23 protein-coding genes and 1 tRNA gene are annotated in these 25,700 nt (G+C 59.6%); 15 read left to right on the top strand and 9 right to left on the bottom strand.

The window, feature by feature from the left end; genetic code table 11:
• The first annotated feature begins 50 nt into the window (after nt 1–50).
• The 4 genes from ACKZ62_RS05675 (at nt 51) to ACKZ62_RS05660 (ending at nt 3,779) form a co-directional block, all read left to right on the top strand.
• Nucleotides 51–1,427, top strand: coding sequence for an L-serine ammonia-lyase (locus tag ACKZ62_RS05675; RefSeq protein ID WP_032890951.1), 1,377 nt, complete (start codon nt 51–53; stop codon nt 1,425–1,427).
• 39 nt (nt 1,428–1,466) lie between these two features.
• Nucleotides 1,467–2,591 carry a glycine cleavage system aminomethyltransferase GcvT gene (gene gcvT, locus ACKZ62_RS05670; protein ID WP_032890950.1) on the top strand — a complete coding sequence of 375 codons (1,125 nt, stop codon included), beginning with the start codon at nt 1,467–1,469 and terminating at the stop codon, nt 2,589–2,591.
• A 392-nt stretch (nt 2,592–2,983) separates the two neighbouring features.
• A complete protein-coding gene (locus tag ACKZ62_RS05665; protein WP_003365337.1) occupies nt 2,984–3,196 on the top strand; it encodes a cold-shock protein in 213 nt (70 codons plus the stop codon).
• A gap of 94 nt (nt 3,197–3,290) precedes the next feature.
• Nucleotides 3,291–3,779, top strand: a complete 489-nt coding sequence (locus ACKZ62_RS05660) for an RDD family protein (protein ID WP_032890948.1) — start codon at nt 3,291–3,293, stop codon at nt 3,777–3,779.
• Between the two features lie 138 nt (nt 3,780–3,917).
• On the opposite strand, the gene nadA is transcribed toward ACKZ62_RS05660, so the two are convergent.
• Nucleotides 3,918–4,976, bottom strand: coding sequence for a quinolinate synthase NadA (gene nadA / locus ACKZ62_RS05655; RefSeq protein ID WP_447096421.1), 1,059 nt, complete (start codon nt 4,974–4,976; stop codon nt 3,918–3,920).
• A gap of 325 nt (nt 4,977–5,301) precedes the next feature.
• Between nadA and ACKZ62_RS05650 the strand changes: the two genes are divergently transcribed.
• From ACKZ62_RS05650 to ACKZ62_RS05600, 11 genes are read left to right on the top strand one after another with little or no spacing between them, the layout of a single operon-like run.
• Nucleotides 5,302–5,871: an acyl carrier protein gene (locus ACKZ62_RS05650; RefSeq protein ID WP_032890945.1), complete on the top strand. Its 570-nt coding sequence runs from the start codon at nt 5,302–5,304 to the stop codon at nt 5,869–5,871.
• Between the two features lie 9 nt (nt 5,872–5,880).
• Nucleotides 5,881–7,155, top strand: a complete 1,275-nt coding sequence (locus ACKZ62_RS05645; protein WP_339483697.1) for a beta-ketoacyl-[acyl-carrier-protein] synthase family protein — start codon at nt 5,881–5,883, stop codon at nt 7,153–7,155.
• A gap of 1 nt (nt 7,156) precedes the next feature.
• Nucleotides 7,157–8,218, top strand: a complete 1,062-nt coding sequence (locus ACKZ62_RS05640) for a beta-ketoacyl synthase (protein ID WP_241150256.1) — start codon at nt 7,157–7,159, stop codon at nt 8,216–8,218.
• Nucleotides 8,215–9,513: a beta-ketoacyl-[acyl-carrier-protein] synthase family protein gene (locus ACKZ62_RS05635; protein ID WP_447096420.1), complete on the top strand. Its 1,299-nt coding sequence runs from the start codon at nt 8,215–8,217 to the stop codon at nt 9,511–9,513. Before ACKZ62_RS05640 ends, ACKZ62_RS05635 begins: the two co-directional genes overlap by 4 nt.
• Entirely contained in the window at nt 9,510–10,727 is a 1,218-nt protein-coding gene (locus tag ACKZ62_RS05630) for a beta-ketoacyl synthase N-terminal-like domain-containing protein (RefSeq protein ID WP_447096419.1), read from the top strand. The genes ACKZ62_RS05635 and ACKZ62_RS05630 overlap by 4 nt, the downstream gene beginning before the upstream one ends.
• A gap of 44 nt (nt 10,728–10,771) precedes the next feature.
• Nucleotides 10,772–13,639, top strand: coding sequence for an aminotransferase class III-fold pyridoxal phosphate-dependent enzyme (locus ACKZ62_RS05625; RefSeq protein ID WP_032890941.1), 2,868 nt, complete (start codon nt 10,772–10,774; stop codon nt 13,637–13,639).
• 9 nt (nt 13,640–13,648) lie between these two features.
• Nucleotides 13,649–14,386 carry a 3-oxoacyl-ACP reductase family protein gene (locus ACKZ62_RS05620; RefSeq protein WP_447096418.1) on the top strand — a complete coding sequence of 246 codons (738 nt, stop codon included), beginning with the start codon at nt 13,649–13,651 and terminating at the stop codon, nt 14,384–14,386.
• The gene (locus tag ACKZ62_RS05615; protein WP_095185758.1) at nt 14,383–15,147 is read left to right on the top strand and encodes an SDR family NAD(P)-dependent oxidoreductase; all 765 of its coding nucleotides are present in this window, start codon (nt 14,383–14,385) and stop codon (nt 15,145–15,147) included. Before ACKZ62_RS05620 ends, ACKZ62_RS05615 begins: the two co-directional genes overlap by 4 nt.
• 2 nt (nt 15,148–15,149) lie before the next feature.
• Complete coding sequence (locus ACKZ62_RS05610; protein ID WP_122756134.1) at nt 15,150–16,433, top strand: DUF1302 family protein; 1,284 nt, start codon at nt 15,150–15,152, stop codon at nt 16,431–16,433.
• 50 nt (nt 16,434–16,483) lie between these two features.
• A complete protein-coding gene (locus ACKZ62_RS05605; protein WP_032890933.1) occupies nt 16,484–17,314 on the top strand; it encodes an outer membrane lipoprotein-sorting protein in 831 nt (276 codons plus the stop codon).
• Nucleotides 17,315–17,349: 35 nt separating this feature from the next.
• Nucleotides 17,350–19,959 (top strand): efflux RND transporter permease subunit, encoded by a 2,610-nt coding sequence (locus tag ACKZ62_RS05600; protein WP_095185760.1) that lies wholly within the window; start codon nt 17,350–17,352, stop codon nt 19,957–19,959.
• 102 nt (nt 19,960–20,061) lie between these two features.
• Here the strand turns inward: ACKZ62_RS05600 and ACKZ62_RS05595 are convergent, their stop codons facing one another.
• The 8 genes from ACKZ62_RS05595 to tolB all read right to left on the bottom strand — a co-directional run bounded on the left by ACKZ62_RS05595 (nt 20,062) and on the right by tolB (nt 25,687).
• On the bottom strand, nt 20,062–20,445 hold the full coding sequence (locus tag ACKZ62_RS05595; protein ID WP_032890929.1) for a MerR family transcriptional regulator: 384 nt from the start codon (nt 20,443–20,445) through the stop codon (nt 20,062–20,064).
• Nucleotides 20,446–20,608: 163 nt separating this feature from the next.
• A complete protein-coding gene (locus tag ACKZ62_RS05590) occupies nt 20,609–21,187 on the bottom strand; it encodes an NAD(P)H-dependent oxidoreductase (RefSeq protein WP_032890927.1) in 579 nt (192 codons plus the stop codon).
• A gap of 190 nt (nt 21,188–21,377) precedes the next feature.
• Nucleotides 21,378–21,453, bottom strand: a tRNA-Lys gene (locus ACKZ62_RS05585).
• 63 nt (nt 21,454–21,516) lie between these two features.
• Nucleotides 21,517–22,194, bottom strand: coding sequence for a 7-cyano-7-deazaguanine synthase QueC (gene queC, locus ACKZ62_RS05580; RefSeq protein WP_447096417.1), 678 nt, complete (start codon nt 22,192–22,194; stop codon nt 21,517–21,519).
• 1 nt (nt 22,195) lies between these two features.
• Nucleotides 22,196–22,843 (bottom strand): 7-carboxy-7-deazaguanine synthase QueE, encoded by a 648-nt coding sequence (gene queE / locus ACKZ62_RS05575; protein ID WP_095185762.1) that lies wholly within the window; start codon nt 22,841–22,843, stop codon nt 22,196–22,198.
• A 164-nt stretch (nt 22,844–23,007) separates the two neighbouring features.
• On the bottom strand, nt 23,008–23,844 hold the full coding sequence (gene ybgF / locus ACKZ62_RS05570; RefSeq protein ID WP_032890921.1) for a tol-pal system protein YbgF: 837 nt from the start codon (nt 23,842–23,844) through the stop codon (nt 23,008–23,010).
• A gap of 6 nt (nt 23,845–23,850) precedes the next feature.
• A complete protein-coding gene (gene pal, locus ACKZ62_RS05565; RefSeq protein ID WP_003209827.1) occupies nt 23,851–24,351 on the bottom strand; it encodes a peptidoglycan-associated lipoprotein Pal in 501 nt (166 codons plus the stop codon).
• 55 nt (nt 24,352–24,406) lie between these two features.
• Nucleotides 24,407–25,687: a Tol-Pal system beta propeller repeat protein TolB gene (gene tolB, locus ACKZ62_RS05560; protein WP_032890919.1), complete on the bottom strand. Its 1,281-nt coding sequence runs from the start codon at nt 25,685–25,687 to the stop codon at nt 24,407–24,409.
• Between the last annotated feature and the right edge of the window lie 13 nt (nt 25,688–25,700).

Genomic DNA, 25,700 nt, shown 5'->3' with positions numbered 1-25,700 from the left:
CACACTGACCGAGTACACCCAAAACATAATAAGAAACCGGAGAACCACTCATGTCTTTAAGCGTGTTCGACCTGTTCAAGATTGGCATCGGCCCCTCCAGTTCCCACACCGTCGGCCCCATGCGCGCCGCCGCTCGATTCGTCGAAGGCCTCAAACGTGACAACCTGCTGACCACCACCTGCAGCATCAAGGTGGAACTCTACGGTTCCCTCGGTGCCACCGGTAAAGGTCACGGCAGCGACAAGGCTGTGTTGCTTGGCCTGGAAGGCGAACACCCGGACACCGTGAACACTGAAACCGTCGCCGCACGCCTGGCACAGATGCGCAGCGATGGCCGCTTGAACCTGCTCGGCGAACACAGCATTGCGTTCAACGAGAAAGAACACTTGGCGATGATTCGCAAACCCCTCGCCTACCATCCCAACGGCATGATTTTTCGTGCCTTCGACGCTGCCAACATCCAGATTCGCAGCCGCGAGTACTACTCGGTCGGCGGTGGTTTTGTAGTGGATGAAGACGCCGCCGGTGCCGACCGGATTGTCGAAGATGCCACGCCGCTGACATTCCCCTTCAAACACGCCAAGGACTTGCTCGGCCATTGCGCCACTTACGGCCTGTCCATCAGCCAAGTGATGCTGACCAATGAAAGTGCCTGGCGCCCTGAAGCGGAAACCCGCGCCGGCCTGCTGAAAATCTGGCAGGTGATGCAGGACTGCGTGGACGCCGGTTGTCGCAATGAAGGGATTTTGCCCGGTGGCCTGAAGGTCAAACGCCGTGCCGCCGCGCTGCATCGCCAACTGTGCAAGCACCCGGAATCGGCGCTGCGTGATCCGTTGTCGGTGCTCGATTGGGTCAACCTGTACGCGCTGGCGGTCAACGAAGAAAACGCCAACGGCGGACGCGTGGTCACGGCGCCCACCAATGGTGCAGCCGGGATCATTCCGGCCGTGCTGCATTACTACATGCGCTTTATCCCAGGCGCGAACGAAGACGGCGTGGTGCGCTTCCTGCTCACCGCCGCCGCCATCGGGATTTTGTACAAGGAAAACGCGTCGATCTCCGGCGCCGAAGTCGGTTGTCAGGGCGAAGTCGGCGTGGCCTGTTCCATGGCTGCCGGGGCGCTGTGCGAAGTGCTGGGCGGCAGCGTGTCCCAAGTGGAGAACGCTGCCGAGATCGGCATGGAACACAACCTCGGCCTGACCTGCGATCCGATTGGCGGCCTGGTACAGGTGCCGTGCATCGAGCGCAACGCCATGGGCTCGGTGAAGGCCATCAATGCGGTGCGCATGGCTTTGCGCGGCGACGGGCAGCATTTCGTTTCGCTGGATAAGGTCATCCGCACCATGCGCCAGACCGGTGCCGATATGAAAAGCAAATACAAGGAAACCGCCCGTGGCGGTTTGGCGGTCAACATTATCGAGTGCTGACGCCTAAAGGCGCGGCAGCACGTTTTTCAGGAGCTGAATATGTCCACCGAAACCCTGTTGAAAACCCCATTGCACGCCCTGCACATCGAACTGGGCGCACGCATGGTGCCCTTCGCCGGCTATGACATGCCGGTGCAATATCCACTGGGTGTGATGAAGGAACACCTGCACACCCGTGAACACGCCGGGTTATTTGACGTGTCCCACATGGGCCAGATCCGCCTGACCGGTGCCAATGCCGCCAAGGCCCTGGAAACCCTGGTGCCCGTGGACATCATCGACCTGCCGGTAGGTATGCAGCGCTACGCAATGTTCACCAACGAGCAAGGCGGCATCCTGGATGACCTGATGGTCGCCAACCTGGGCAACGACGAACTGTTCCTGGTGGTCAACGCCGCCTGCAAGGACCAGGACCTGGCGCACCTGCGCAAACACATTGGTGATCAGTGCACCATCGAGCCGCTGTTCGAAGAACGCGCCCTGCTTGCCCTGCAAGGCCCCGCAGCGGTGAAGGTGCTGGCGCGCCTGGCGCCGGAAGTGACCAAGATGACCTTTATGCAGTTCGCTTCCCTGCGCCTGCTGGGTGTGGACTGCTACGTCAGCCGCTCCGGTTATACCGGTGAAGACGGCTTTGAAATCTCCGTGCCTGCGGCCAATGCCGAAAGCCTCGCGCGCAGCCTGTTGGCCGAGAGCGAAGTACAGGCCATCGGCCTGGGCGCCCGCGACTCCCTGCGCCTGGAAGCCGGCCTGTGCCTGTACGGCCACGACATGAACACCGAAACCACGCCCATTGAAGCCAGCCTGCTGTGGGCCATCTCCAAGGCCCGCCGTGCCGATGGCGCACGCGCCGGCGGCTTCCCGGGTGCCGACCGAATCTTCACCCAGCAGCAGACCGGTGTAAGCCGCAAACGCGTCGGCCTGTTACCCCAGGAACGCACTCCGGTGCGCGAAGGGGCAGAAATTGTCGATGAGCACGGCACTGTGATCGGCAGCGTCTGCAGCGGCGGCTTTGGCCCAAGCCTCGGCGGCCCTTTGGCCATGGGTTACCTGGACAGCGCATTCATTGCACTGGATACCGAAGTCTCTGCGTTGGTGCGTGGGAAAAAGGTGCCGCTTCGTGTAAGTAAAATGCCATTCGTGCCACAGCGTTACTATCGTGGTTGATTGACTGTTCCTATAAGTAACGCGGTTGCGTTAACGTGCACTAATCTGTAACGCAACCGCCATAAAACAGTGCATTCACGATAGTTATTGTTATAGGTGTACAGCTATAACAAGTGAGCGAATCTATCGAATAAGTCCGCTCTACATTATTCAACGAAGTGTCATGAGGCCGAGCAAAACATGGAGTTTTGCAGGGCTTGTATTTTCTCTATTAGTTGGCGTAGAGTTTGCCCACTGTGTTTGCATGGGTCGCTTGGAACCTGGACCTGGGCAGTAGCTGAAGTAGTTGTGCTACAACCCGTTCGACGTCTCTTACTTTCCTGCAACCCAGCCCAGTACTCTTTCATGTGAAAGGGACTGTCATCAATTTATAGCGTCAAGGAAATAAGAAAATGGCTGAACGTCAGAGCGGTACCGTCAAGTGGTTTAACGACGAAAAAGGGTTTGGTTTTATCACTCCAGAAAGCGGTCCGGATCTGTTCGTACATTTCCGCGCTATTCAGGGCAACGGGTTCAAGAGCCTCAAAGAAGGCCAGAAAGTGACATTCGTTGCGGTGCAGGGCCAAAAAGGCATGCAGGCTGACGAAGTACAAGCAGAAGGTTGATCCTTACTGCGACAAAAAGCCCCTGATATGACATCAGGGGCTTTTTTATGGACGCGATTCCGTAAAATGCGTTTTTTCCTCAGAGAATCCTGCCATGTCCAAACCCCTGCTGAGCCCCCAAGGCGAATTCCCCGCCGTTGGCCTGGGCCGTCGCCTGGCAGCGATGTTCTATGATTTCCTGTTGTGCACCGCCCTGCTGATCGTCACCGCATTTATCTACAAGCTGGTGTGGATGGCATTTCTAGGCGAAGCCAGGATGCGCACCCTCACCGAATCCGGTGCCCTGGACGGCGACCCGCTGCTGTCGACGATTCTGTTCTTTGTGCTGTTCGGCTTCTTCGCCAAGTTCTGGACCCATTCCGGGCAGACCCTGGGCATGCAGGTGTGGGGCGTGCGCGTGCAGAACGCCGATGGCTCGCGCATCAGCCTGTGGCAGGCGCTGTTGCGCTTTGTGGTGTCGATTGCGTCGTGGTTGTGCGTGGGGCTGGGGTTTATCTGGGCGTTGTTCGATAAACAGAAACGCGGCTGGCATGACATCTATTCGGACACCCAGTTAGTGCGCATCCCGAAGCAAAAGAAATAAAACCCTTCTTAATTAAAGATCTACATGTGGGAGGGGGCTTGCCCCCGATAGCGGCTCTACATTCAATATTTCTATTGACTGATACACCGTCATCGGGGGCAAGCCCCCTCTCACATTTTTAACCGAGCTCGCCTCGGTTCAGGCGTTGCCCGCCAGCTTCAGGCGCGCCGCCTGAGTGAAATCCAGCATGCGCTTGAGCGGTCGAACAGCGTGAGGAATCACCGACGGCTCGACGAAAATCTCGTTGCTGCCCTCACGCAGGCACTGCAACGTGCGCTCCAGCGTGTTCATCGCCATCCACGGGCAATGCGCGCAACTGCGGCACGCCGCGCCGTTACCGGCCGTGGGCGCTTCGACGAAAACCTTGTCCGGGCACAGCTGCTGCATCTTGTAGAAGATGCCGCGGTCGGTGGCGACGATAAAGGTTTTGTTCGGCAGTCGTTGCGCCGCAGCGATCAGTTGGCTGGTAGAACCTACGGCATCCGCCAGTTCGATCACCGCGGTCGGCGATTCCGGATGCACCAGGATCGCTGCATCGGGGTATAGCGCCTTCATGTCTTCGAGCTGCTTGGACTTGAACTCTTCGTGGACGATGCAGGCACCGTCCCACAGCAGCATGTCGGCACCGGTCTGATGCTGGATGTAAGTGCCCAGGTGCTTGTCCGGTCCCCAGATGATGGTCTCGCCGTTGTCCATCAGGCTTTCGACGATTTCCAGCGCGCAACTGGAGGTCACCACCCAATCGGCTCGGGCTTTAACTGCCGCCGAGGTGTTGGCATACACCACCACCGTGCGCTCGGGATGCTGGTCGCAGAACGCCGAAAATTCATCGACCGGGCAACCAAGGTCCAGGGAGCACGTGGCTTCCAGGGTTGGCATGAGGATGCGTTTTTCGGGGGTGAGGATCTTGGCGGTCTCGCCCATGAAACGCACACCGGCGACCAGTACGGTCTTGGCCGGGTGGGCGGCGCCGAAGCGGGCCATTTCCAGGGAGTCGGAGACGCAGCCGCCGGTTTCTTCGGCCAGGGCCTGGATCACCGGATCGCAATAGAAGTGGGCAACCAATACCGCGTCCTGAGCTTTCAGCTCGGCGGCGATGGCGGCACGCAGGCTCGCCTCTTCATCGGCGCTGAGGGCCTTGGGCTGCTTGGCGTCGAGGTGGGCTTGAACCAGTAGGCGTTCAGATATCTGCGTCATGTTCGCAAGACCTGCAGGCGCAGTAGCGCGAAAGTCGAGTGTACCACCGGCTCTGGAGCCCTTCGGGCGCCGCCGGACGAAGTGATTGTGTTCATCAAGCACGGCTAAAAGTGAAGCTGCGCAAGGCTACAGAATATCGAATGGATTCAAAAGCCTAATCTGGCTTTTGACGCGTTCGATTGTCCGACAAAAAAGGGTAATGGCACATTGACTCTCCCCCTCAGGGGAGGGTTTACGCTGCGCCGCCTTCACACATCACCTCAAGCAAATGGCCCCTCAGCGCCACTGCTTAGCCCCCCATTCACGCGTTATAGGGAGATAGCCGATGAACAATCCATTGGACTTGAACAGCGTCATTACCACTACCCGCGAAATCCTCGCGCAGCTGTTGGTGATGGACCTCACAGAGGTGAACGAACACAGCAGCATCGTCGAGGACCTCAATGCCGACTCCCTGGATATCGTCGACCTGAGTTTTCAGCTAGGTCGCCATTACGGCTGCACATTGCCCAAGACCAGCGTGCTGGACCATGCGGTAGCGGTGTTTGGCGACGTGAGCGAGCTGGTCGAAAAAGGCCGTATCACCCAGTCCGGCGTAGACCTTCTGGAGCAAAGCCTGAGCGCATTTGCGCCCGGCCAATTGCGTCCAGGCATGCAGCCGGCAGATGTGTTCGCGGCCACGACCGTGCGCAATTGGGCCGAACAGTGCTACCGGATGTTTGACCACTTGCCCGCCACCTGCCCTGAGTGCAACGCCGAGCAGGCACGTCTCAATGAGCGTCGCCAAGTGGTGTGCGGCGGTTGCAGTGCGCGACTGACGCCGCTGGAAGGCGACGAAATTTCTCGCCAACTGGTAGAGCAGTTTGCCGCGTCCCGTTTGCCAGAAACGGCCTAGGAGTTTTTCATGGGGCCGCGAGAGGTTTTAGTCACAGGCTACGGGCTGGTAGCGCCCACGGTACTGGACGCTGCAACGTTGTTTTCGCAGATCAGCTCCAAGCGGTCGTGCATTCGTCAACACCCGGTGTTTGCCGAGCTGGGTTTTGCGGTAAACGCCGCAGGTTATATCGATCACGATCAGTGGCACGCCATTGGCGCTCAGATTGCGGTGGGCGCCACGCCACTGCCCCGTCAGTGCCTGCTCGCCGAGTTTGTTGCCAGGCAAGCGCTCCAGCAGGCCGCCCTGGTTCCCGCGGACTTCTCCCGCGCGGCCAGCGGTGTGTTCCTCGGCGCCAACAAGCATTGCGTGAGCCGTGACCTGCAAGAGGCCAGCCGCTATATGGACGACGCCGGCAGCGTCGACCTTGATCGCTACTTGGATCAGCACGCACTGGCGGGCGGCCCGTTTGCTCGACGGATTGATCAGCAGACTTGGCACATCGCCAACCTGCTCGGCATTCGCGACCATATCAGCACCCATTCCGATGCCTGCGCGGCCGGCACCATGGCGATCGGCAGTGCGTTTCGCGCCATTGAGCGCGGCGAGATCGACTTGGCCATCTGTGGCGCCGTTGAGTTGATGGCCCATGAACTGTCCTATTACAGCTTCGACGGCCTCGGTGCCATTTGCCAGCGGGCCGACCTCACTGCCGAACAACAGAGCCGCCCGTTCATGAACGACCGCTGCGGTTTCGTCCTCGGCGAAGGCGCGGCAATGATCGTGCTGGAGTCCAGGGAACATGCCGAACGACGCAAGGCCACCCCGATCGGCCGCGTCCTGGGTTACGCCAACTATTGCGAAGCGCAGAAAATCACCTCCAGCAGCCGCGATGGCAGCCATTACGCCCACTGCATGCAAGCCGCCATCGCGAATGCCGGCTTGGACTGCGACGCCGTCGATCACGTCAATACCCATGGCACCTCGACCCAGGCCAACGATCGCAGTGAAGCCCTGGCGATTGAGCGGGTATTCGGCACCGCCGTGAGCACGATGACATTCACCGCCAACAAATCGGCCATTGGCCACTCCCTGGCGGCCAGCGGCGCCATTGAGGCGGTGCTGTCACTGATGAGTCTGCAGCAAGGCGTGCTGCTCCCCACCCTTAACTATGACCCGGCAAATGCCGAGTTCCCTGAGTTGAACTTCCTGACCGAAGCCCAGCAACAGCCCATCAAGGTGGTGCTGTCCAATTCGTTCGGTTTCGGCGGCGTCAACAGTTCGCTGGTGTTGGGAAATGCATGAAATGAACAGCCTCCAGACAAAACCCGTCTACTTGATCGCTGCGTCGGTGTTCAACCACGCAGGCACTGAGTGCGCCGATTTACATGGCCCGGTGCGGGCTGCCCAGCCGTTGGATTTTGCCCCGGACCACCTGGCCTATCCCGTGACCGTACCGCGACTGCCCACCACGGTGTTCGACCGCAAGATTCAACGCAGCGTCGAACCTCAGGGCGCCCGTTTGCTGTATTGCGCCGGGCAGCTTGCCGGCCCGTTGAATGACTTGCAGCTGCCTGGCGAGCGCGTGGCGCTGATGGCCGCCATTCCGGAAGTGGACGGCCCCAGTTCCTGCTGGGAAGCCGTGCAGGCCATCGCCGAACAACCGGACGCACTGCTCGCACAACTCTTCGCTTATACCCCGCCGCTGCACGCACTGATGATGCTCAACAGCAGCGTCATGGCCTATGTAGCCGAGGCGCTGCACTGCCGTGGCCCGATGGGCGGTTTCTGCTCACAGGGAAATGCGGGAGTCGATGCGCTGATTGAGGCGTTCGAACACATCGCCGGTGGCCGGGCCGACGCCGGGGTTGTGGTCAGCAGTAGCCCGAACCTCTCGCCTGCGCTGTACCTGCGCGACAGCACCGAACAGCCTGCACTCCCGGCGCCGGATCGTTATGGGGAAGGCGCAGCGTGCCTGTTGCTGACGTCGTGCACGCCAACCCACGGCGCCTTGCGCATCGCCGGGTTCGCCCGTGGTTACAGTGCTTGCCCCGAACGCTCGAACGCCGTGGCGCACAAGGTCATCCAACAAGCATTAAGCCGAGAGAAAGTAGGTTTGCGCGACGTAGCACACGTCGTCGCCGCGCCGGACACCCCCTTCCTGCCGCTTCTGCTCGCAGACACCCAGGCGACGCTTCACAGCTCCCGGCCCATGACCGGCGACCTGGGAGCAAGCGCCCTGTTGACTGAAATCGCCCTGACCCTTCACGACCAGCGCGATGGGTACACATTGCTGCTCAATCACAGCCGTGCGGGTCATTGGGGCGCCGTATTACTGGCCAAAGAAGCCATGGAGAAACAGGCATGAGCCCACCAAGGATTGTGATAACCGGCCTGGGTGCCGTGACCGGTTTCGGTTTCGAATGGCAATCAATGTGGGCGCAGATGCTGCGCGGTGAGCACTGCATCCGCCCATGGCAACCCGAAGGCGTGGCCGACGGTAGCTTCCCGGTGCGTTACGCCGCGCCAGTAGACACCCGCCAACTGCCGGACTACTTGAAAGGCCATCGCGCCTGGCAGATGCCCCTGGAAAAACGCAGCCAGTTGGGTTGGGTGGCGGCCAGCCAAGCGATCACCGACAGCGGCCTGAGCGCCGCACAACTGCGCGATGCGGCCGTCCTGTGCGCGTCCGGCGCACCGGCCCACAACATTCAGGACATGCTGCTGACCGTGTCCGGCGAGCAGCAGGCTTGCCCTGCATGGCGCCACTTGATGGCCAAGGCTGACCAGGTCAGTGCGGCCCACTCGCTGCGCCAGAGCAACGACCGGCTGGCCAGGGTGATCGCTGACGACAGCGGTTGCGAAGGCCCGGTGATCAACATCAGCAGCGCCTGCGCCGGGGCGTCCCAGGCCATCGGGAATGCCTTCCAGATGATCCGCAGGGGTGAAGTCGACGTCGCTGTCGCCGGCGGGGCCGACTCGGTGTTGAGCCTGGACACCATGACCGCGCTTTACCTGTTGGGCGCAGCCAGCAGCGAGCAACGCTGGGGCGAAGGGCTTTGCCGTCCATTCGATCGCCATCGCAGCGGCCTGGTTGCTGGCGAAGGCGGTGGTTTTGTAGTGCTCGAAACCCTGGAGAGCGCCCTTGCCCGTGGCGCCGTGCCCTATGCCGAAGTGCTGGGGTTTGGCAGCAGCCTGGACGGCTACAAGGTCACCGCACCCGACCCGCAAGGGCGAGGCGCCGCCCTGGCGATGCAGACGGCCTTGCACGATGCCGGCATCCGCCCGCAACAGGTGGACCTGATCAACGCTCACGGCACGTCCACCCCGCTCAACGATGCCGCCGAAACCCTGGCCATCAAGTCGGTATTCGCCCAGGACGAGCACTATCGACGGCTGGCAATCAGCGCCAACAAGTCCCAGTTCGGGCACTTGATCGCGGCCGCTGGCGCACCCGAGTTCATCGTCACCGCACTGGCCTGCCAGCACGACCGGATTACCCCGACCCTCAACCTGCACAGCGCCGCCGACGACTGTGATCTGGACTACTGCGCCCATCAGACGGTCAACCGCCGGGTTGACGTGGCGCTGAGCAATTCATTCGGCTTCGGTGGGCTCAATACCTGCCTGGTGCTGGGCAAATACCAGGAGCACGCACAATGAGTGCCGCACAAACACCCATCGCTATCGCCGGCAGCGGCTGTGTCTTGGCCAGCGGATGGGGCGTGGACGCGTTCTGGACTGCGGCCTGCGAGTCGCGCAGCGGGATCAAGCCATTGCGCTCCTTGCAGTTTCATAGCGAGCGGGTCACGGCCTTTGGCCAGATCCACTATGACGATCATCAACGCAGTCGTCAGGACCTCGCGCAGAACCTGCAACGCTACTGCACGCCCGCCGTCATCTGGGGTGTCAGCGCGGTTCGTCAGGCACTGGCCGATGCCGACCTGACACCCGGTGCAGACGGCCTGACCTATGGGCTCTATTGCTGCCAGGGTGGATACACCCACCCTTCTCTGGCGTCCTACGGCGAATTGCTCCACGAATGCCGCCAGGGCGAAGGGGCAGACATGCACCTGCTGGCCCGACGTATTTTGCAGGAGCGGGCGCAGGATCCGTTCCTGGTGCTCAAGGGCCTGAGCAATATCCTGCTGGGCGTGACCAGCCTGGCGCTCAAGCTGGAGTGTGAATGCAACGCCTACATGCAGGGCGTCTCCGGCAACCTGGCAGCCTTGCGTGAAGCCTGTGCCGCCTTGCAGAGCGGGCGCATTGATGTAGCGATCATTGTCGGTGCGGGCAGCGAACTCGATGCCCTGGCACTCAGCGCCTTGGTACAGGCCGGCACCATCAGTGCGGACGGCTCGGAGACCCTGCGAGCTTTCGACGCGCAAGGCACGGGTGGTATCGCGGGTGAAGGCGCGGCAGCCCTGGTGTTGCGCCGTCGCGAGGATCTGGGGGATGAACCCCAGGTCTGCCTGCAAACAATGACCGCCCATGTCTCTATCGAGGCACTGAACCTGCCAGACCAGCCAACCGATCTGCTGGTGTGCACTGGCACCGGCACGCCCGACAAAGATCGGCAATTGAGCCACGTACTGGGCCGCACCGGCGGCGCCCACATCACCAGTAGCGTGCCGGTGACCGGCCTGCTCAGTGCGGCTCCCAGCCTGGCAGACCTGATCCTGGCCCGCTGCGCCCTGCTCGCCCAGCGTGTGCCACCGATTGCCGGGCTAAGCCAACCCGTGGCCGCACACCTGCCCTTTGTGATGGGCGCTCCCTATTCAACGACGCTCACCGATTGCCTGGTGCTAAACCGCGACGACAACGGTTTCAGCGCTTGTTACCAATTGAAGTACAGCGAGCAGGCCAATAACGCCTGACGTTTTTTGTACAACACCCTCCTCTTTTATAGGACATGGATGTGATGGATTACCGTGATTTTGTTCGCCCAAAGTTTGTAGACCTGCTCCAGGCCCTGGGGCTTGAGTGTGAGTTCAAACGCGCACTGGGCAGTCAATTGTTCTACCGCAACCGCAAGGGTGACGAGGTCACCGTGACGGATTTTCTCGGTGGCTATGGCGCGGCGTTGTTTGGTCACAACGACCCGCAGTTTGTCGAACAGCTCTGCACACTGTTGCGCAATGACGTGCCCTTTAACGCCCAGATGTCGATCCGCGGCACGGCCGGAGCCCTAGCGCGAGCGTTGAGCGAAGCCTTCAATCGCGAGCTGAAGAACAACGAACAATACATTTCGACCTTTTCCAACAGTGGTGCCGAAGCGGTCGAAATTGCCGTCAAGCATGCCGAGTTTCGTCGTCAGAAAAACCTGCAACGCCAGTTCGACGAACTCGACTTCACCCTGGCCCAATTGACCTCCAGCGACCGCGCCTACCGCGAAGTGGATGTCGCTGACCTCGACTTGCCGGCAGGCCTGCTGCCCGCGCACCTGAACACGGCCACGGTGCGCCAGGTGGTTGAAGCGGTGCGCCAGCACAACCTCGCCGAATTGCATGTCGAGCCGGTCTTTGTCGCCTTGCGCGGAAGTTTTCACGGCAAGCTGGTCAACACTGTGCAACTGACGTACGGCCGCCAGTATCGCCAGCCGTTCGCGCGGTTCGGCCTGAACGTGGAGTTCATTGACCCCCAGCAACCCCATCAACTCCAGGAGCTGCCCGCGCGCCACACCCGACATTGGCTGAGCCTGCAATGGAGCGGGGATCAACTGCTGGTCAAGCGCGATGCGTTCAGCGCGATCACCGCCGTATTGATGGAGCCAATCCAGGGCGAAGGCGGCATCATCGAATTCTCGACTGATTTTTACCGGGCGTTGCGTCGCCTGTGTAACGAGCAGCAGTGCCCGTTGATTATCGACGAGGTGCAGTCGGGCTTCGGACGAACCGGCACCTTCCTGGCCAGCAGTCACTTCAATCTGCAAGGCGATTACTACTGCCTGTCCAAAGCGCTGGGCGGTGGCCTGATGAAGATCGCGGCCACCGTGATTCGCAGCAGCCACTATGAAAAAGACTTCAGCTATATCCACAGCTCGACCTTCGCCGAAGACGATGCCTCTTGCCACATCGCCCTCTCGGCGCTCAATCGTCTGTTTGCCGATGACCAAGCGATGCTCAAGGACGTGCACACCAAGGGCGAATACCTAAAGGCCTCACTGCTTGAGCTCAAGGCGGCCTACCCAGGGGTGATCGCCGATGTGCGGGGCCGCGGCCTGTTGCTGGGCTTTGAGCTGCACGACCAAAGCACCAACAGCTCGCTGGTGCAGGCTTCAGCCCAGTACAACGACGCCTTGGGTTACCTGATTGCCGGCTACCTGTTGCAGTTTGAAGCCCTGCGCGTGGCGCCTTCGGGCAGCAACTCCAATGTGATCCGCCTGGAGCCGCCCGCCTGCATCACATTCGCCGAGATCGACGGGCTGATCAAAGCCCTGCAAAAGGTCTGCGACATGCTGCAACGCGGAGATGCGTTCCCGTTGGCCGCTACCATTTGCAATGACCTGATCCCGGCGGTCGCGCCGCGCGACACCGGCTTCCAGGTCAACGCCCTGCCCAACGCCCCGCAGGACACCCCCATCGTCGCCCGCGTGGCCTTTATCAATCACTTGATCGATGCCGACATCCTCGGTGATGTCGATCCCTCACTCGGCCAACTGAGCACCGAACAAAAATGTGTGTTCATGCAACGCACCGCACCGGAACGCCGGGCGGCCCCGGTGGGCCCGGTGGTGATCCGCTCGAAGCTGGGCATGGCCGTGGAGTTCACGTTGTACCCACTGTGCATGGACTCCAACGCCATGGCGGACTACATCATCAGCGGCGATCTCGACGTGATTCGCAAAGAAGTCGGCAATCGCATCCTGGACGCACGCGCCGATGGCTACCGCGTTGCCGGGTTGGGGATGTACACCTCCATCGTGACCAACAACTGCCAGGCCCTGAAAATTCCGGACATGGCGCTGACGTCCGGTAACGCCTTGACCATCGGCATGGGCCTTGAGGCCATCGAGCAAGGCTGCAAACAACAGGGGCTTGAGTTGCACGCACAAACGGCAGCCGTGGTCGGCGCGGCCGGTAACGTGGCGTCGACCTATGCGTCGCTGCTGTCAGCCGCTGTCGACCACGTGATCCTGATTGGCAGCGGCCGCGATGGCTCGCTGCGCCGCCTGGAAAAAACCGCCCATCTGATTTACGCCGACGCGGCCCGCTCGATTCTCAAGGGCACGGCCAGCGACGACTTGCTGGCGCAGCGCCTGCTCGACATCGACGGCATTCACGCGCTGCTAAAGGACTTCGGCAGCAGCTCGCAGTTGGGCCTGCAGGTCTCGCGCCTGGTGCAAGAACGCCTGGGGGCCAACGCCTTCATTACCGTCACCGATGACCTGCAAGCACTCAAGCGCGCACGCATCGTGCTGTGTGCGGCAAACGCAGCGCAGCCGTTTCTCGACGCTGGGCATTTCGCCGAACACAGCGTGATCTGCGACATCGCCGTGCCGCTGAACGTTGACCAAGCGATCGGCACCCAGCGCAGCGACGTGCTGTACATGCACGGTGGCATTGTCCAGACGCCGTTCGACGACGGGCTCGCGCCGAATGTGCGGGCCTACCTGAAACAGGGCCAGTTGTATGCCTGCATGGCCGAGTCGGTACTGATGGGGCTTGCGGGAATTACCCAGCATTACTCCTACGGCGACATCAGCCGCGAACAAGTGCAGCAGATTCGTGCGTTGGCGGCGATCCATGGCTTTGGCCTGGCGCAGTTCAAGACCCACAACTCACTCTAAGGAACGGCCATGACCACTAAAACAGCGGTAGTCACCGGAGGCAGTCGCGGCATCGGCAAAGAGGTTGTCCTGGCACTGGCCGAGGCCGGCTACCGGGTTGCATTCAACTACGTGCGTGACGAAGCGGCGGCCCTGGCGGTGCGCGATGAAGTCGAAAAGATGGGCGGCGAATGCCTTACCGCGCAGTGCGACATCAGCGACGCCCACAGCATCAAGGCGTTTTTCGAACAGGTTGAACAACGCTTCGAACGCATCGACCTCCTGGTCAACAACGCCGGGATTACTCGGGATGGTTTGCTGGCAACGCTCTCGGTCGAGGCCATCAGCGAGGTGATCCAGACCAACCTGATCGGCACACTGCTCTGCTGCCAACAGGTGGTGCCCGGCATGATGCGCCAGCGTCAAGGCTGCATCATCAACCTGAGTTCGGTGGCGGCGCAAAAGCCCGGCAAAGGCCAAAGCAGCTACGCCGCCGCCAAGGGAGGTGTGGAGGCGCTAACACGTGCCCTGGCGGTCGAGTTGGCGCCGCGCAATATCCGCGTCAACGCGGTGGCGCCGGGGATCGTCAGCACCGACATGACCGCCGCCTTGCTCGAAACCCACGAGCAGGAGGTCCAGTCGCGTCTGCTGATCAAGCGCTTTGCCGTGCCAGGGGATATCGCCGAGGCCGTGCTGTACCTGGCCGACCGCGCCACCTATGTGACCGGCGAAGTGTTGTCGGTCAATGGCGGGTTGAAAATGCCATGAGCGCATCTCGAACTTTTTTAATTTCCGGTGCCGCCAACGGCATCGGCCGCGCAGTCGCGGAACACTTCGCCACCGACGAAGCCCATCGCCTGATCCTGGTGGACCGTGACCTGGCCCAGCTACAAAGCTGGGTCGGCAACGGGGCATTTGCCGCAAGCATCGAAACCCATGGCGTCGATATCGCCGACCTTGCGAGCGTGCAAGCGTTATTCAACGACCTGTCGGTGCGCCTCGGTTACATCGATGTCCTGGTCAACAGCGCCGGTGTCTGCAACGAGAACGAACCGGAGGACTTGGACAACTGGCACAAGGTGATTTCGGTCAATCTGAACGGCACCTTTTATGTCACTTCGCTGTGCCTGCCACTGCTGGCGGACCGAGGGCGAATCATCAATTTGTCGTCGATCCTGGGCCGCATCGGCAAGGTCCGCAACACCGCTTACTGCGCCTCCAAGCACGGCATTATCGGCATGACAAAAGCACTGGCGCTGGACCTGGCACCGCGCCGGATTACCGTGAACGCGATTTTGCCAGCCTGGATTGATACGCCAATGCTTCAAGGCGAATTGGCGACTCAAGCCAGTATTGCCGGAATCAGTCAGGAGCAGATCCTGCGCAATGCCAAGAAAAAGCTGCCGTTGCGCCGTTTCATCCAGGCTGACGAAGTCGCCGCCATGGTGCGTTACCTGGTCAGCCCGGAGGCCTCCGGCGTCACGGCCCAGAGCCTGATGATCGACGGCGGCGCCGGGTTGGGGATGTAGCCATGAACACAGCATTGCTCACACGCAGCCTGTTGCTTGGCCTGATATCGCTGGCGCCACGCCTGGCGGGTGCGGACCTGCTGCCGACCCATGCCGACGCGGAAGTGGGATTGGCCAGTGCCCTGCGCTTGCACGGGGATGATCCGGTCACGCAGAAAGCGGTGTATTTCAAGGCCAACCTGGAAGACAACTGGGACAGCGGCTACTACAAGGCCAAAGGCCGGGTACGCTACGACGCGCGCTATGACGGGCATAACCCTTATAGCCAGGAGGCACGGGATGACTACCGTTTCAGTGCCGACTGGCGGCATCTGTATTGGGGCCATTACCTGGGTGACGGTGAGGTCACCGTGGGTTGGCAGCAAGTCGTCTGGGGCCGCGCCGATGAGTTGCGGGTGCTGGACCAGGTCAACCCTATCGATTACCGCGAAGGCGTGACGGCCTTGCTTGAAGACAGCCGCATCGCGGTGCCAATGGTGCGTTTGACCCAACCCGTGGGCGAGTGGGAAGTAGAAGCCTTGTGGATAACCGACTTCCTGAAAAACCAGGCGCCGGCCCAAGGCAGCGAATTCGACGCTCCGTTGTTCGCAGTACCGGACCCGAACCTGTTCCTGGTCGGTTCAAAGCCGGACTACAGCGGGCAAAAGGGGTTCTCCTATGGCATGAGCGCCAACGGCAGGATCGGTTCGGTGGACGCCAGCTTTGTCGCCCTCAACGCCCGCCAGCAAGACCCGGTGTATGCCGTCGAAGGTATCGCTGACGATCAGCGCGTGGTTCTGGAGCGCCAGTTCCCTCGCTACAGCATGGGCGGTGCCGGCCTGGCGATCGACGCCGGCCACAGCATCGTGGTGCGCAGTGAGGTGGCCTACTTCGACCGCTGGCACGTCACCAATCCGTACCGTAACCACGGCAGCAGCCAGAGCCCGATGGTCAAGTCCTTGCTGGGCGTGGACTACCTGCTGCGCAACTGGCTGATCTCCGTGCAATGGCAGGAGCAGCAATTGCTCGACTGGCAGCAGGGCATGGTGCAGGACAAACGCGAGCCGCTGTTCACGCTGTCCGCCGAAGGCACCCACCTGCGTGACCGCCTCAAATCCCGCCTGGTACTGGCGATGTCCCCTCCCGCCAAGGACGACGCCTTGCTGCAAGGCATCTTCACGTACACCCCCGTGGACTGGCTGAAGCTGGGGCTGGAGGTGGATGTGTTTTTTGGCAAAGAAGACCGCACGTTTGGCCAATACAGCCAGCGCGACCAACTGCGTGTGTCGGCGGGTTATCTGTTCTGAGCCCCGTTCCGACCTCAATAAAAAAACCACTTCAAGAAAAGGAAATTTCTATGTTGCCGCCCCTCAAGGTCCTGACCGCCAGCCTCCTGATGCTCACCAGCATGGGGGCACTGGCCGCCCCGAACGCCGACGAAATCATTCGTCAGGCCCGTGACCGCAATGACGGCAAAAGCTTCATGTCGCAGGTTTCGCTGATCCTGCTGGACAAGCAAGGCAACAGCCGGGTGCGCGAGTTCAGCTACCTGCAAAAGGATTACCCGGACAGTGACAAGTTCACCATGTACTTCTCGGCCCCCAACGATGTCCGCAACGTCGCCTTCCACATCGAAAACCCCCACGAAGCCCTGAGTGCCGAGGACAGCCAATGGATGTACCTGCCGGTCAGCCGGCAAACCCGCCGGATCTCGACCACCGACAAGCGTGGCGCATTCATGGGCAGTGATTACTCCTACGCGGATTTGGACAAGATCCGGGCCGATGACTACAGCCAGACACTGGTAGGCGAAGAGACCATCAACGGGCGTGAATGCTACGTCATCGAGCGCACGCCGGTGTCTGCGCAGATCCTGGCCAAAACCGGCTACAACCAACTCAAGGTCTGGATCGACAAGCAGAACAGGCTGGTCATGCGTCAGGATTTCTTCGACGTCAAAGGCGTGATGTTCAAGCAGATGCGGACGCTGAAAGTCGAGACAGTCGATCAAATCGACAGCATCACCCTCAGCGAAACCGAAGACTTCATCGCCGGCACGCGCTCCCAACTGAAGTTCAACCAGTTGCAGTACAACGTCGAACTGGACGACTGGCTGTTCAACCAGACCGCGATCAAACGCGGCCTCAAAACTGGCGACCTGCCTGAATTTGCCGTCTCCGCTCGCTGAATACTGCGCCTGCCTTTCGTGGAACCGATTGAACTATGGAACGATACCTGAACTTCGTTGAGCGCTATGCGCGCACGATTGTATTTGTGCTGGTGGCGATCACGGCCTACTTCACCTACGCCCTCGGCTCGCTGATGTCGGACACCAATCCCTATTTGCTCAAGGAAAGCCATCCAGCGCGAAAAACCATTATTGAACTGCAACACGAGTTCACCGGCACCTATGACTCGGTCATGGTGGCCCAGAGTAATGCGCACAGTGTGTTTAACACTCAGTCGCTTAACGCCCAGTTCGAAATCTCCCAGGCCCTTCGCCGGCTGATGCTGGCCAATGCCGACGATGAGGTCGAGTTGCGCCGCATTGTCGGCAAACACGAAAGCGACAGTCGCGCCCAACTGTTGGCCAGCGATATCCTCGGCGATGGGTTCAGCCAGAACGATTACGCCCAAGCCAAGGCCCTGCGCGATCACGCCCGCAGCCAGGGCTGGGAGGAACGCGATCAGCAGTTTCTAGCCTTCCTGGCAGAACGGATCAATCCGATCCAGGAAATGGCCTCGATGGCGGACCTGGAAAACATCAGCCTGAGCGCCGACGGCGAACTGTGGATTCACAAGACACTGCACGCCTTGGACATGGACCCGCAACTCGTCGAAGCCCAGATCATGGGCAATGAGCAAATGGTCGGTGGAGTGGTTTCCCCTGACAGGAAAGTCGCGGTGGTGGTGGCCGAGTTAGGCACCAAGCAAGACGATGCTCAGGCGCAACTGCGGGCTTACCAACAGGTTCGCCAGATCGTCGCTGACTACCAGAGCAAACATCCGCAGTTCACCGATGAAGTGTTTATCGCCGGAACCCCGATCTTCATCGCCGCCCAACAAGAGATCATCGATCACGACCTGGCGCTGCTGTTTCCGATCGTGTTCCTGCTCGTGACCTCCATGCTGGTGTTCTTTTTCCGCAAGCCCTTGGGCGTGTTCCTGCCGCTGTTCAATATCCTCTTCTGCACGATCTGGACGCTGGGGCTGATGGCATTGTTGAAGGTGCCCATCGACCTGCTTACCAGTGTGCTGCCGGTATTTTTGTTCACGATCTGCTGTGCCGACGCGATACACGTGATGGCTGAGTACTATGAGCAACTCAATGCGGGCAAGACGTACCGCGAGGCCAACCGCGAGACTATGCGCCGCATGGTGGTCCCGGTCGTGTTGACCACCGTGACCACCATCGCCACGTTCATGATCTCCACCACCAACAACATCGTCAGCATCCGCAATTTCGGGGTATTCATGTCCATCGGGCTGACGGCCGCGCTGATCATCTCGCTGCTGTTGATTCCGGCGTGGATTTCCATCTGGGGTAAAGACCAGCCGTTGCGTAAAACCGTACACAAAGAGTCGATTATCTCGCGCTACCTGGTGGCTTTTTGTGCCCGCCTGATCCGCTGGCGCAAACCGGTGCTGTTGGTCAGCTTGCCGATGTTGGCGCTGATGACGGTGTTTACCTTCATGGTCGATATCGAAGACTCGGGCATCGCTTACTTCAAGAAAGACAGCCCAGTGCGTGTTTCCGATGAGTTCATCAACCGCTCACGGATCGCGGGCACTTCCCCTGGCTGGATTGCGTTCGATACCAAGACTCCGCGTGGCGCGCTGACCACTGAGACCGTGCAGTTCCTCGACAAACTCGACCACTTTCTCAAGTCCCAGCCCAACGTCAGCTATACCTATTCGGTGGCGGCCTACGTCAAGCGCATGAACCTTGTGCTCAATGACATGAACCCCGAATACCTGCGAGTACCGCAGGCCGTGGAGCAGGTGACGTCAGTCAACGATGAGGGGCAGGCGGAAACCTTTGAAGTCGACGGAAACTCGCTGATCGAGCAACACATCATGATGTTCGAGAACGGCGGCGGCTCAGACTTGCAGAACGTGCTCAATGCCGACTACTCCAAGGCCTTGACGCTCTACACCATGACCTCTTCGGTGGCCAGCGACTACAAAGACATGCTTGATCGCCTGGACGCCTGGCTGTTGGTGAACAAGCCGGCCAACCTGCAGGTGACCCATGCCGGTACGCCGAAAATCTGGACCGGCATCCTGGCGGAGATCACCCAGGGCCAAGTCCTGAGCTTCTCGCTCGCGCTGCTGGTGGTCACGCTGATGATGATGTTCTGGTTGAAATCCGTCCGGCTGGGGATTCTGGGCATGCTGACGCTGCTGACCACCTCGGTGACGGTGTACGGCTTTATGTACCTGCTGAACATTGAGCTGAACATTGGCACGACACTGGTAACGTTCCTTGTAGTGGGCGTGGTGGATTACGCGGTGCACCTGCTGTCGCGTATCAAGTTGCTGGTCCAGGAAGGTATCCACGTGGACGAGGCGATTTTGACGGCGATGCACAGTGTCGGGCGTTCGACGGTGGTCAACGTGGTGATTTTCTCCGTAGGTTTCCTGGCCCTGCTGTTTTCCGCCTACAAGCCGGTCATTGACTTGGGCACGCTGGTCGCGCTGGCTCTGTTCTCCAGCGGTGTGATGACCATTTTGTTAGTAACGCTGATATCTCCGTGGTTCTTCGCAGCCATTGTGCCCGAGCAACGGGGAGATGAACGCGAACACCCAGAACGCCAGGGCGCTTTGGGATAAACGCTGAAGAGGACGACGCCGGCCATATCCATTGAGCACCCACGGATTGCCGGCGTTTGCGAAGCGCACACACCGCTTCATGAGATTGTGCAGCACGTTCGTTCAGGCCGTTTTGGACAGATGTTCAAACTGGCATTGGTACTGGGCGTCCTTGAGGCTGCTTTCGAACTGTTCAAGGCCGTCGTAGATGCTTTGCAATCCTTCGATCTGAGTCTTCAGTTCCAGCTTTTTATCCGCAATGGCCTGGTTGGCCAAATCCCACGGCAGCTCCTGGCCGCGGTGATCCTGAAGGATCGCCTGCATTTCCTTGAGTTTGAAGCCAAGCTGCTGCGCGCATTTGATGAACGTCAGCAGTTCAACGCTTTGCTGGCTGTAGACCCGGTACTTACCTTCGCGCGCAGGCGGTGGCAGCAAACCAATGTCTTCATAGTGGCGGATGGTCTTGACTGTCGTGCCCGACAGCTGGGCTGCTTTGCCGATATACATGTAAAAGTCCTTTTTTATGGCACAGACGGGGGGTGCGCACTTTGGCGCGCCGCATCTTCACACATGTGTGCGGCGTCTGAAACCCGACAGTGTCAAAAGGCTATGCAGTGGCAGAGATGAAGCAGGCATCGCCTGTTGCAAGGCGATGCTGTACAGCGGTGTGTCAACGAGCAGCGATCTCCTGAGCTTGCTTGAGCCAGGCTTGTCGCTGGGAATCGCCGGAACCGAGGATCGGCCCGAACGTGAGGGTCTTCAACGGTTTGATGCCGCAGAACTCCAACGTGGTCTTGCGCATCTGGTGTAGCCCCGGCATGCGATAGAACCATTTGTAGTACCACGGCGGGGTATCCATCGTGACCAGCAAGTGAGCGGTGCGCCCCTTCAAGAGCTTGTCGGGAAAGGCTTTGCCTTCGCGGTACTTGAAGGCGAAACCGGGAAGGAATATCCGATCGAAAAAGCCTTTCATCAAGGCCGGAATCCCTCCCCACCAGATGGGATACACAAACGCCAGGTGCTCAGCCCAAGTGATATCGGCCTGCGCCTTGAGCAGATCAGGCTCCAAGAGCTGAACCTGCTTGTAGCCATCGTGCAGCACGGGATCGAAGCGCAGCGCATCCAGCCGTAACAGACGCACCTCATGCCCCGCACGTGTAGCCGCCTCCACATAAGTGTCGGTCAGTGCTCCACAGAAACTGTCGGTTGAGGGATGCCCCAAAATCACCAGAACTCGCTTACTCATCATCACTTCATCCTGAAAGTTGAGCGTTCAGAATAGGGTGTGCCCGTAACGGGAGAGTCAACAGGGAGGTTTGCCAAATGCTGGTATAGCCGGGTGCATTGCGCACCGGCAGGTAAGCTCCAAATCGCAGGCAAAAAAAAACCCGGAAATCCTCACTTACGTGGGCCTTCCGGATTTTCTAAACCGCCAAAAATGGTGGGTCGTGTGGGATTCGAACCTACGACCAATTGGTTAAAAGCCAACTGCTCTACCAACTGAGCTAACGACCCGCTGTGTGGTGGCGCGTATAATACTGATTTCTAAGGATTATTCAACACCTTATTTGAAATAAATCAGAAATAACGCGTTGGGTCCGTAATTCCGGCCATTTTGAAGCCCTCTGCACGCAGCCGGCAGCTGTCACATTTCCCACAGGCACTACCGCCTTCGTCTGCCTGATAGCAGGAAACAGTCAGCGCGTAATCGACGCCAAGTCCTACGCCAGCCTTCACGATATCGGCCTTGCTCATGTTTTGCAGCGGCGCCTGGATACGAAACCCCAGCCCTTCTACGCCGGCCTTGGTGGCCAGGTTGGCCATGCGCTCAAAGGATTCGACGAACTCCGGACGGCAGTCCGGGTAACCGGAATAATCCAGCGCATTGACGCCGATAAAGATGTCGCGGGCGTTAAGCACTTCGGCCCAGCCAAGGGCCAGGGACAGGAACACTGTGTTGCGTGCCGGTACGTAAGTGACCGGGATGCCTTCCGAGGGCGCTTCTGGCAGGTCGATGGTGCTGTCGGTCAACGCCGAACCACCCATGCCGCCTAGATTCAGGCCAACCACCTTGTGCTCGATCACACCGAGGTCGCGGGCGACGCACGCAGCCGCGTTCAACTCGGCGCGGTGACGTTGGCCATAATCGAAGCTCATGGTGTAACAGCTATAGCCTTGCGCTCGCACCATGGCCACCAATGTGGCGGAGTCGAGACCACCGGACAGCAGAATGACTGCGCGCTTTTGATCAGTCATCTCAGCGCCCCGGCTCGTCGTTCCACAGGTATTTATGCAGCTGCAATTGCAGGCGTACGGGCAAGTTATCGGCAACCACCCAGTCGGCCAGATCGCGTGCGTTCAGGTCATGGTGGCTGGGGGAGAACAGCACTTCACCGGCACGGCGTTCGAGGCCGTACTGGATCAACTTGGAGTTGGCCCAGTCGTAATCCTCACGAGAACAGATGACAAACTTGACCTGATCGTTGGGCGTCAGCAGTTCGATGTTCTCGTAAAGGTTGCGGTGCGCTTCCTTGGAGCCTGGGGTTTTGAGGTCTAGCACTCGGCTCACACGCGGGTCTACCGCGGAGATATCCAAAGCACCACTGGTTTCCAGGGAGACTTCGTAACCGGCATCACACAACTGCTTGAGCAAAGGAATGGCGTTGGGCTGGGCCAGGGGCTCGCCGCCTGTCACACAGACGTAACGCGGCCGGTAGCCGGCAACCTGCTCCAGAATGTCTTCAAGGGTTCGAACGGTGCCGCCACTGAAGGCATAGGCGCTGTCACAGTATTGGCAACGTAACGGGCAGCCGGTCAGGCGCACAAATACTGTGGGCAGGCCGGCGGTGCGTGTTTCACCCTGTAACGAGTAAAAAACTTCGGTGATGCGTAATGTGTCTTGCATAGTCGCCACGGGCGTAACAGCTAAACAGGCTGTCCGCCTCCGTCAGGCACTTCAAGGAACCCCGCCAACGCGTAGGCCCCAGGAAGCGGGTGTCATAAAAGGGCGTGGATTCTAACGAAAAAAACCGCGCCAGGCGCGGGTTTCTTCTAAACGGACAGGATCGCTTACAAGCGTTGCAGATCCCGTTGAGCCAACTGTGCAGCAGAAGTGCCCGGATATTGGGCAACGACCTGCTGCAGAATGCCTTTGACCTTGTCGGTATGACCCAGGCGGCGCTCTACGTCAGCGAGTTTGTACAGCGAATCCGGCACCTTGGCGTGCTTGGGGTACAGCTGGCTGACCTTGGCAAATGCCTGGCCCGCCCCCTGCAAATCACCCTTTGCCAGGTTCACCTCGCCCAACCAGTACTGGGCGTTGCCCGCGTACTGGCTGTTTGGGTATTTGCGCAGGAAGGCGGTAAACGCCTGGCTGGCCTTATCGAAATCCTTGGCTTTGATCAGGTCGAAGGCTGCATCGTAATACAGCTTTTCCTTCGCAGGATCACCCGGTTCACTGCTGGCGGCAGGGGCTTGGCTCGCGGCCGCGGCGCCTACTGCTGCACCACCGGCAGCGGCGCTTGGCGCGCCACCGGCAGAAGAATTATCAGGAGTAGCGGCAGGTGTAACGCCGGCTCCTATGCGTCGATCAAGATCCTGGTAACGCTCCAGGCCTTCTTGCTTCAGCTGACGCACTTCATTCTGCAGAACTTCAATGGTGCCTTGTTGCTGCGCCAATTGATCCTGCATGCGTTGCAGCTGGTTGAACAGTTCGCCCTGTGCCGAAGGGGCGGACGTAGCCGCCCCCCCAGCATAGGCGCCGTTCGTGCCATAACCTGCTGGCGGATAGCTGCTCCCGCTATTGTTATAGCCAGAGTTGCTATCTTCCACAGGAACCGCAGCCCACACCGCAAGCGGTGCGAAGCTGAGAGCCAATACAGTTAGAGCACGACGGCACGTTCGCATGACGAATTACTTACGCAGTTCGACGCGACGGTTTTGAGCCCAGGACTGCTCGTCGTGGCCAGTAGCAACTGGACGCTCTTTACCGTAGGAAACCAGTTCCAGTTGGCCTGGAGCAACACCTTGCAGTACCAGGTAGCGCTGAACGGCTTTCGCACGACGCTCGCCCAGTGCCATGTTGTACTCACGAGTACCACGTTCGTCGGTGTTACCTTCCAGAACAACGCGAGCGCCGTTAGCTTTCAGGTCCTTCGCGTGAACGTCCAGAGCGCGCATGGCTTCTGGTTTCAGGTCCGAACTGTCGTATTCGAAGTAGAAAGTGGTGATAGCGCGCAGAGCAGCTTCTTCGCTCAGGGAGCCGTCAACTGCACCAGTGTTAGCGCCGTAACCAGCGTTTGGATCAACAGCTGCGCCTTCACCGGCATTGTCGCCGCCTTTAGACGAGCAACCAACGGCTACGGACAGAGCCAGAGCCAGAGCAGCAAACTTACCAAACTTCAGCATTTCCATCGTGAAACTCCTAATGAACCCCAGTGTGTTAAGTACTTCTTTTTGTAGCGCCGCGTCAGTTCAGGTAAGGGGACCAGGACGGTTCTCTGACTTCGCCTTGAGCGGTAGGAAGCGGGAGCCTCACGCGTCCATTAATGGACACGAGCATCAAGACTCCCCGGCCCTGCTGGCGGGTGGCGTAGATTACCATGGTGCCGTTGGGCGCAACAGTAGCTGACTCATCAAGGTTGGTATCTGTGAGGATTTTTACGGTTCCACGCTGCAAATCCTGGGCCGCAACCCGGAAATTAGTGAAGCCATCCTGACGGTGAATCATCACCAACGTCTTTTCATCAGCCGAAAGCTTAGGGTTAGCGTTGTAGTTACCAATAAAGGTCACTCGTTCCGCGCCGCCACCACTAATGCTCGATTTGTAGATTTGTGGCTTGCCGCCCCGGTCAGAGGTGAAATAGATGGTCGAACCATCCTTGCCCCAGAACGGTTCAGTATTGATACCCGGGCCACTGGTAACACGATTGATCTGGCGCGAAGCCATGTTCATCACGTAGATATCCGGGTTGCCGTCTTTAGACAGCACGAATGCCAGGCGCGAACCATCCGGCGACCAGGCTGGCGCACCGTTGAGGCCTTCGAAGTTGGTGATCTGCTCACGACGACCAGTATCGATGTGCTGGACGAAAATGCGCGGACGCTTCTGTTCGAACGACACGTAGGCAATGCGCTTGCCGTCCGGCGCAAAGCGCGGCGACAGGATTGGCTCACGCGATTGCAGCAACGTCACGGCACGTGCGCCGTCGTAGTCCGAGCGCTGCAGAGTGTAGCGGGTGTTATCTACAGAGAAACGCTCAGCCGTTACGTAAAGCAGGCGGGTTGAGAACGCCCCTTTGATACCGGTAAGTTTTTCAAACGACTGGTCCGAGATGTAGTGGGCCATGTCCCGCAGTTGTTCGGTGGTGCCCGAAACGCTGCCGGTCAGGACCTGTTGCTCGGTGGCCACGTTGAACAAGGTGTATTGGATTTGCAGGCGACCGCCGGCCGGCACGATGTTGCCGACCATGAGGTACTGGGCGCCAACGGCTTTCCAGTCACGGAACACGACTTCGCTGGCCTGGTTCGGCTGGCTGATCATGTTGCCTTTCGGAATCGGCGCGTAGTAACCGGAGTTGCGCAGGTCGTCGCTGACGATCTGGGCCATGTCGTCCGGCAGCACACTGCCGCCCTGCCAACCGAACGGTACAACAGCGATCGGGGTGGCCCGGTCGCTACCGCTGGTTACCAGGATGTTCTTTTCATCCGCCGCCGCTATCCCTGCCATACAGCAAATAACGACAAGCATTCCTCGAAGAAGG

The organism is Pseudomonas sivasensis (genome assembly GCF_052938085.1).
Note: the sequence above shows the minus strand (reverse complement) of the source record. Positions and strands in the feature narration are given on the sequence as shown.

What these genes read in the sequence shown, in the direction of transcription:
- ACKZ62_RS05675 (WP_032890951.1), top strand. Translation starts at nt 51, where the DNA reads ATGTCTTTAAGCGTGTTCGACCTGTTCAAGATTGGCATCGGCCCCTCC.
- gcvT (WP_032890950.1), top strand. Translation starts at nt 1,467, where the DNA reads ATGTCCACCGAAACCCTGTTGAAAACCCCATTGCACGCCCTGCACATC.
- ACKZ62_RS05665 (WP_003365337.1), top strand. Translation starts at nt 2,984, where the DNA reads ATGGCTGAACGTCAGAGCGGTACCGTCAAGTGGTTTAACGACGAAAAA.
- ACKZ62_RS05660 (WP_032890948.1), top strand. Translation starts at nt 3,291, where the DNA reads ATGTCCAAACCCCTGCTGAGCCCCCAAGGCGAATTCCCCGCCGTTGGC.
- nadA (WP_447096421.1), bottom strand. Translation starts at nt 4,976, where the DNA reads ATGACGCAGATATCTGAACGCCTACTGGTTCAAGCCCACCTCGACGCC.
- ACKZ62_RS05650 (WP_032890945.1), top strand. Translation starts at nt 5,302, where the DNA reads ATGAACAATCCATTGGACTTGAACAGCGTCATTACCACTACCCGCGAA.
- ACKZ62_RS05645 (WP_339483697.1), top strand. Translation starts at nt 5,881, where the DNA reads ATGGGGCCGCGAGAGGTTTTAGTCACAGGCTACGGGCTGGTAGCGCCC.
- ACKZ62_RS05640 (WP_241150256.1), top strand. Translation starts at nt 7,157, where the DNA reads ATGAACAGCCTCCAGACAAAACCCGTCTACTTGATCGCTGCGTCGGTG.
- ACKZ62_RS05635 (WP_447096420.1), top strand. Translation starts at nt 8,215, where the DNA reads ATGAGCCCACCAAGGATTGTGATAACCGGCCTGGGTGCCGTGACCGGT.
- ACKZ62_RS05630 (WP_447096419.1), top strand. Translation starts at nt 9,510, where the DNA reads ATGAGTGCCGCACAAACACCCATCGCTATCGCCGGCAGCGGCTGTGTC.
- ACKZ62_RS05625 (WP_032890941.1), top strand. Translation starts at nt 10,772, where the DNA reads ATGGATTACCGTGATTTTGTTCGCCCAAAGTTTGTAGACCTGCTCCAG.
- ACKZ62_RS05620 (WP_447096418.1), top strand. Translation starts at nt 13,649, where the DNA reads ATGACCACTAAAACAGCGGTAGTCACCGGAGGCAGTCGCGGCATCGGC.
- ACKZ62_RS05615 (WP_095185758.1), top strand. Translation starts at nt 14,383, where the DNA reads ATGAGCGCATCTCGAACTTTTTTAATTTCCGGTGCCGCCAACGGCATC.
- ACKZ62_RS05610 (WP_122756134.1), top strand. Translation starts at nt 15,150, where the DNA reads ATGAACACAGCATTGCTCACACGCAGCCTGTTGCTTGGCCTGATATCG.
- ACKZ62_RS05605 (WP_032890933.1), top strand. Translation starts at nt 16,484, where the DNA reads ATGTTGCCGCCCCTCAAGGTCCTGACCGCCAGCCTCCTGATGCTCACC.
- ACKZ62_RS05600 (WP_095185760.1), top strand. Translation starts at nt 17,350, where the DNA reads ATGGAACGATACCTGAACTTCGTTGAGCGCTATGCGCGCACGATTGTA.
- ACKZ62_RS05595 (WP_032890929.1), bottom strand. Translation starts at nt 20,445, where the DNA reads ATGTATATCGGCAAAGCAGCCCAGCTGTCGGGCACGACAGTCAAGACC.
- ACKZ62_RS05590 (WP_032890927.1), bottom strand. Translation starts at nt 21,187, where the DNA reads ATGATGAGTAAGCGAGTTCTGGTGATTTTGGGGCATCCCTCAACCGAC.
- queC (WP_447096417.1), bottom strand. Translation starts at nt 22,194, where the DNA reads ATGACTGATCAAAAGCGCGCAGTCATTCTGCTGTCCGGTGGTCTCGAC.
- queE (WP_095185762.1), bottom strand. Translation starts at nt 22,843, where the DNA reads ATGCAAGACACATTACGCATCACCGAAGTTTTTTACTCGTTACAGGGT.
- ybgF (WP_032890921.1), bottom strand. Translation starts at nt 23,844, where the DNA reads ATGCGAACGTGCCGTCGTGCTCTAACTGTATTGGCTCTCAGCTTCGCA.
- pal (WP_003209827.1), bottom strand. Translation starts at nt 24,351, where the DNA reads ATGGAAATGCTGAAGTTTGGTAAGTTTGCTGCTCTGGCTCTGGCTCTG.
- tolB (WP_032890919.1), bottom strand. Translation starts at nt 25,687, where the DNA reads ATGCTTGTCGTTATTTGCTGTATGGCAGGGATAGCGGCGGCGGATGAA.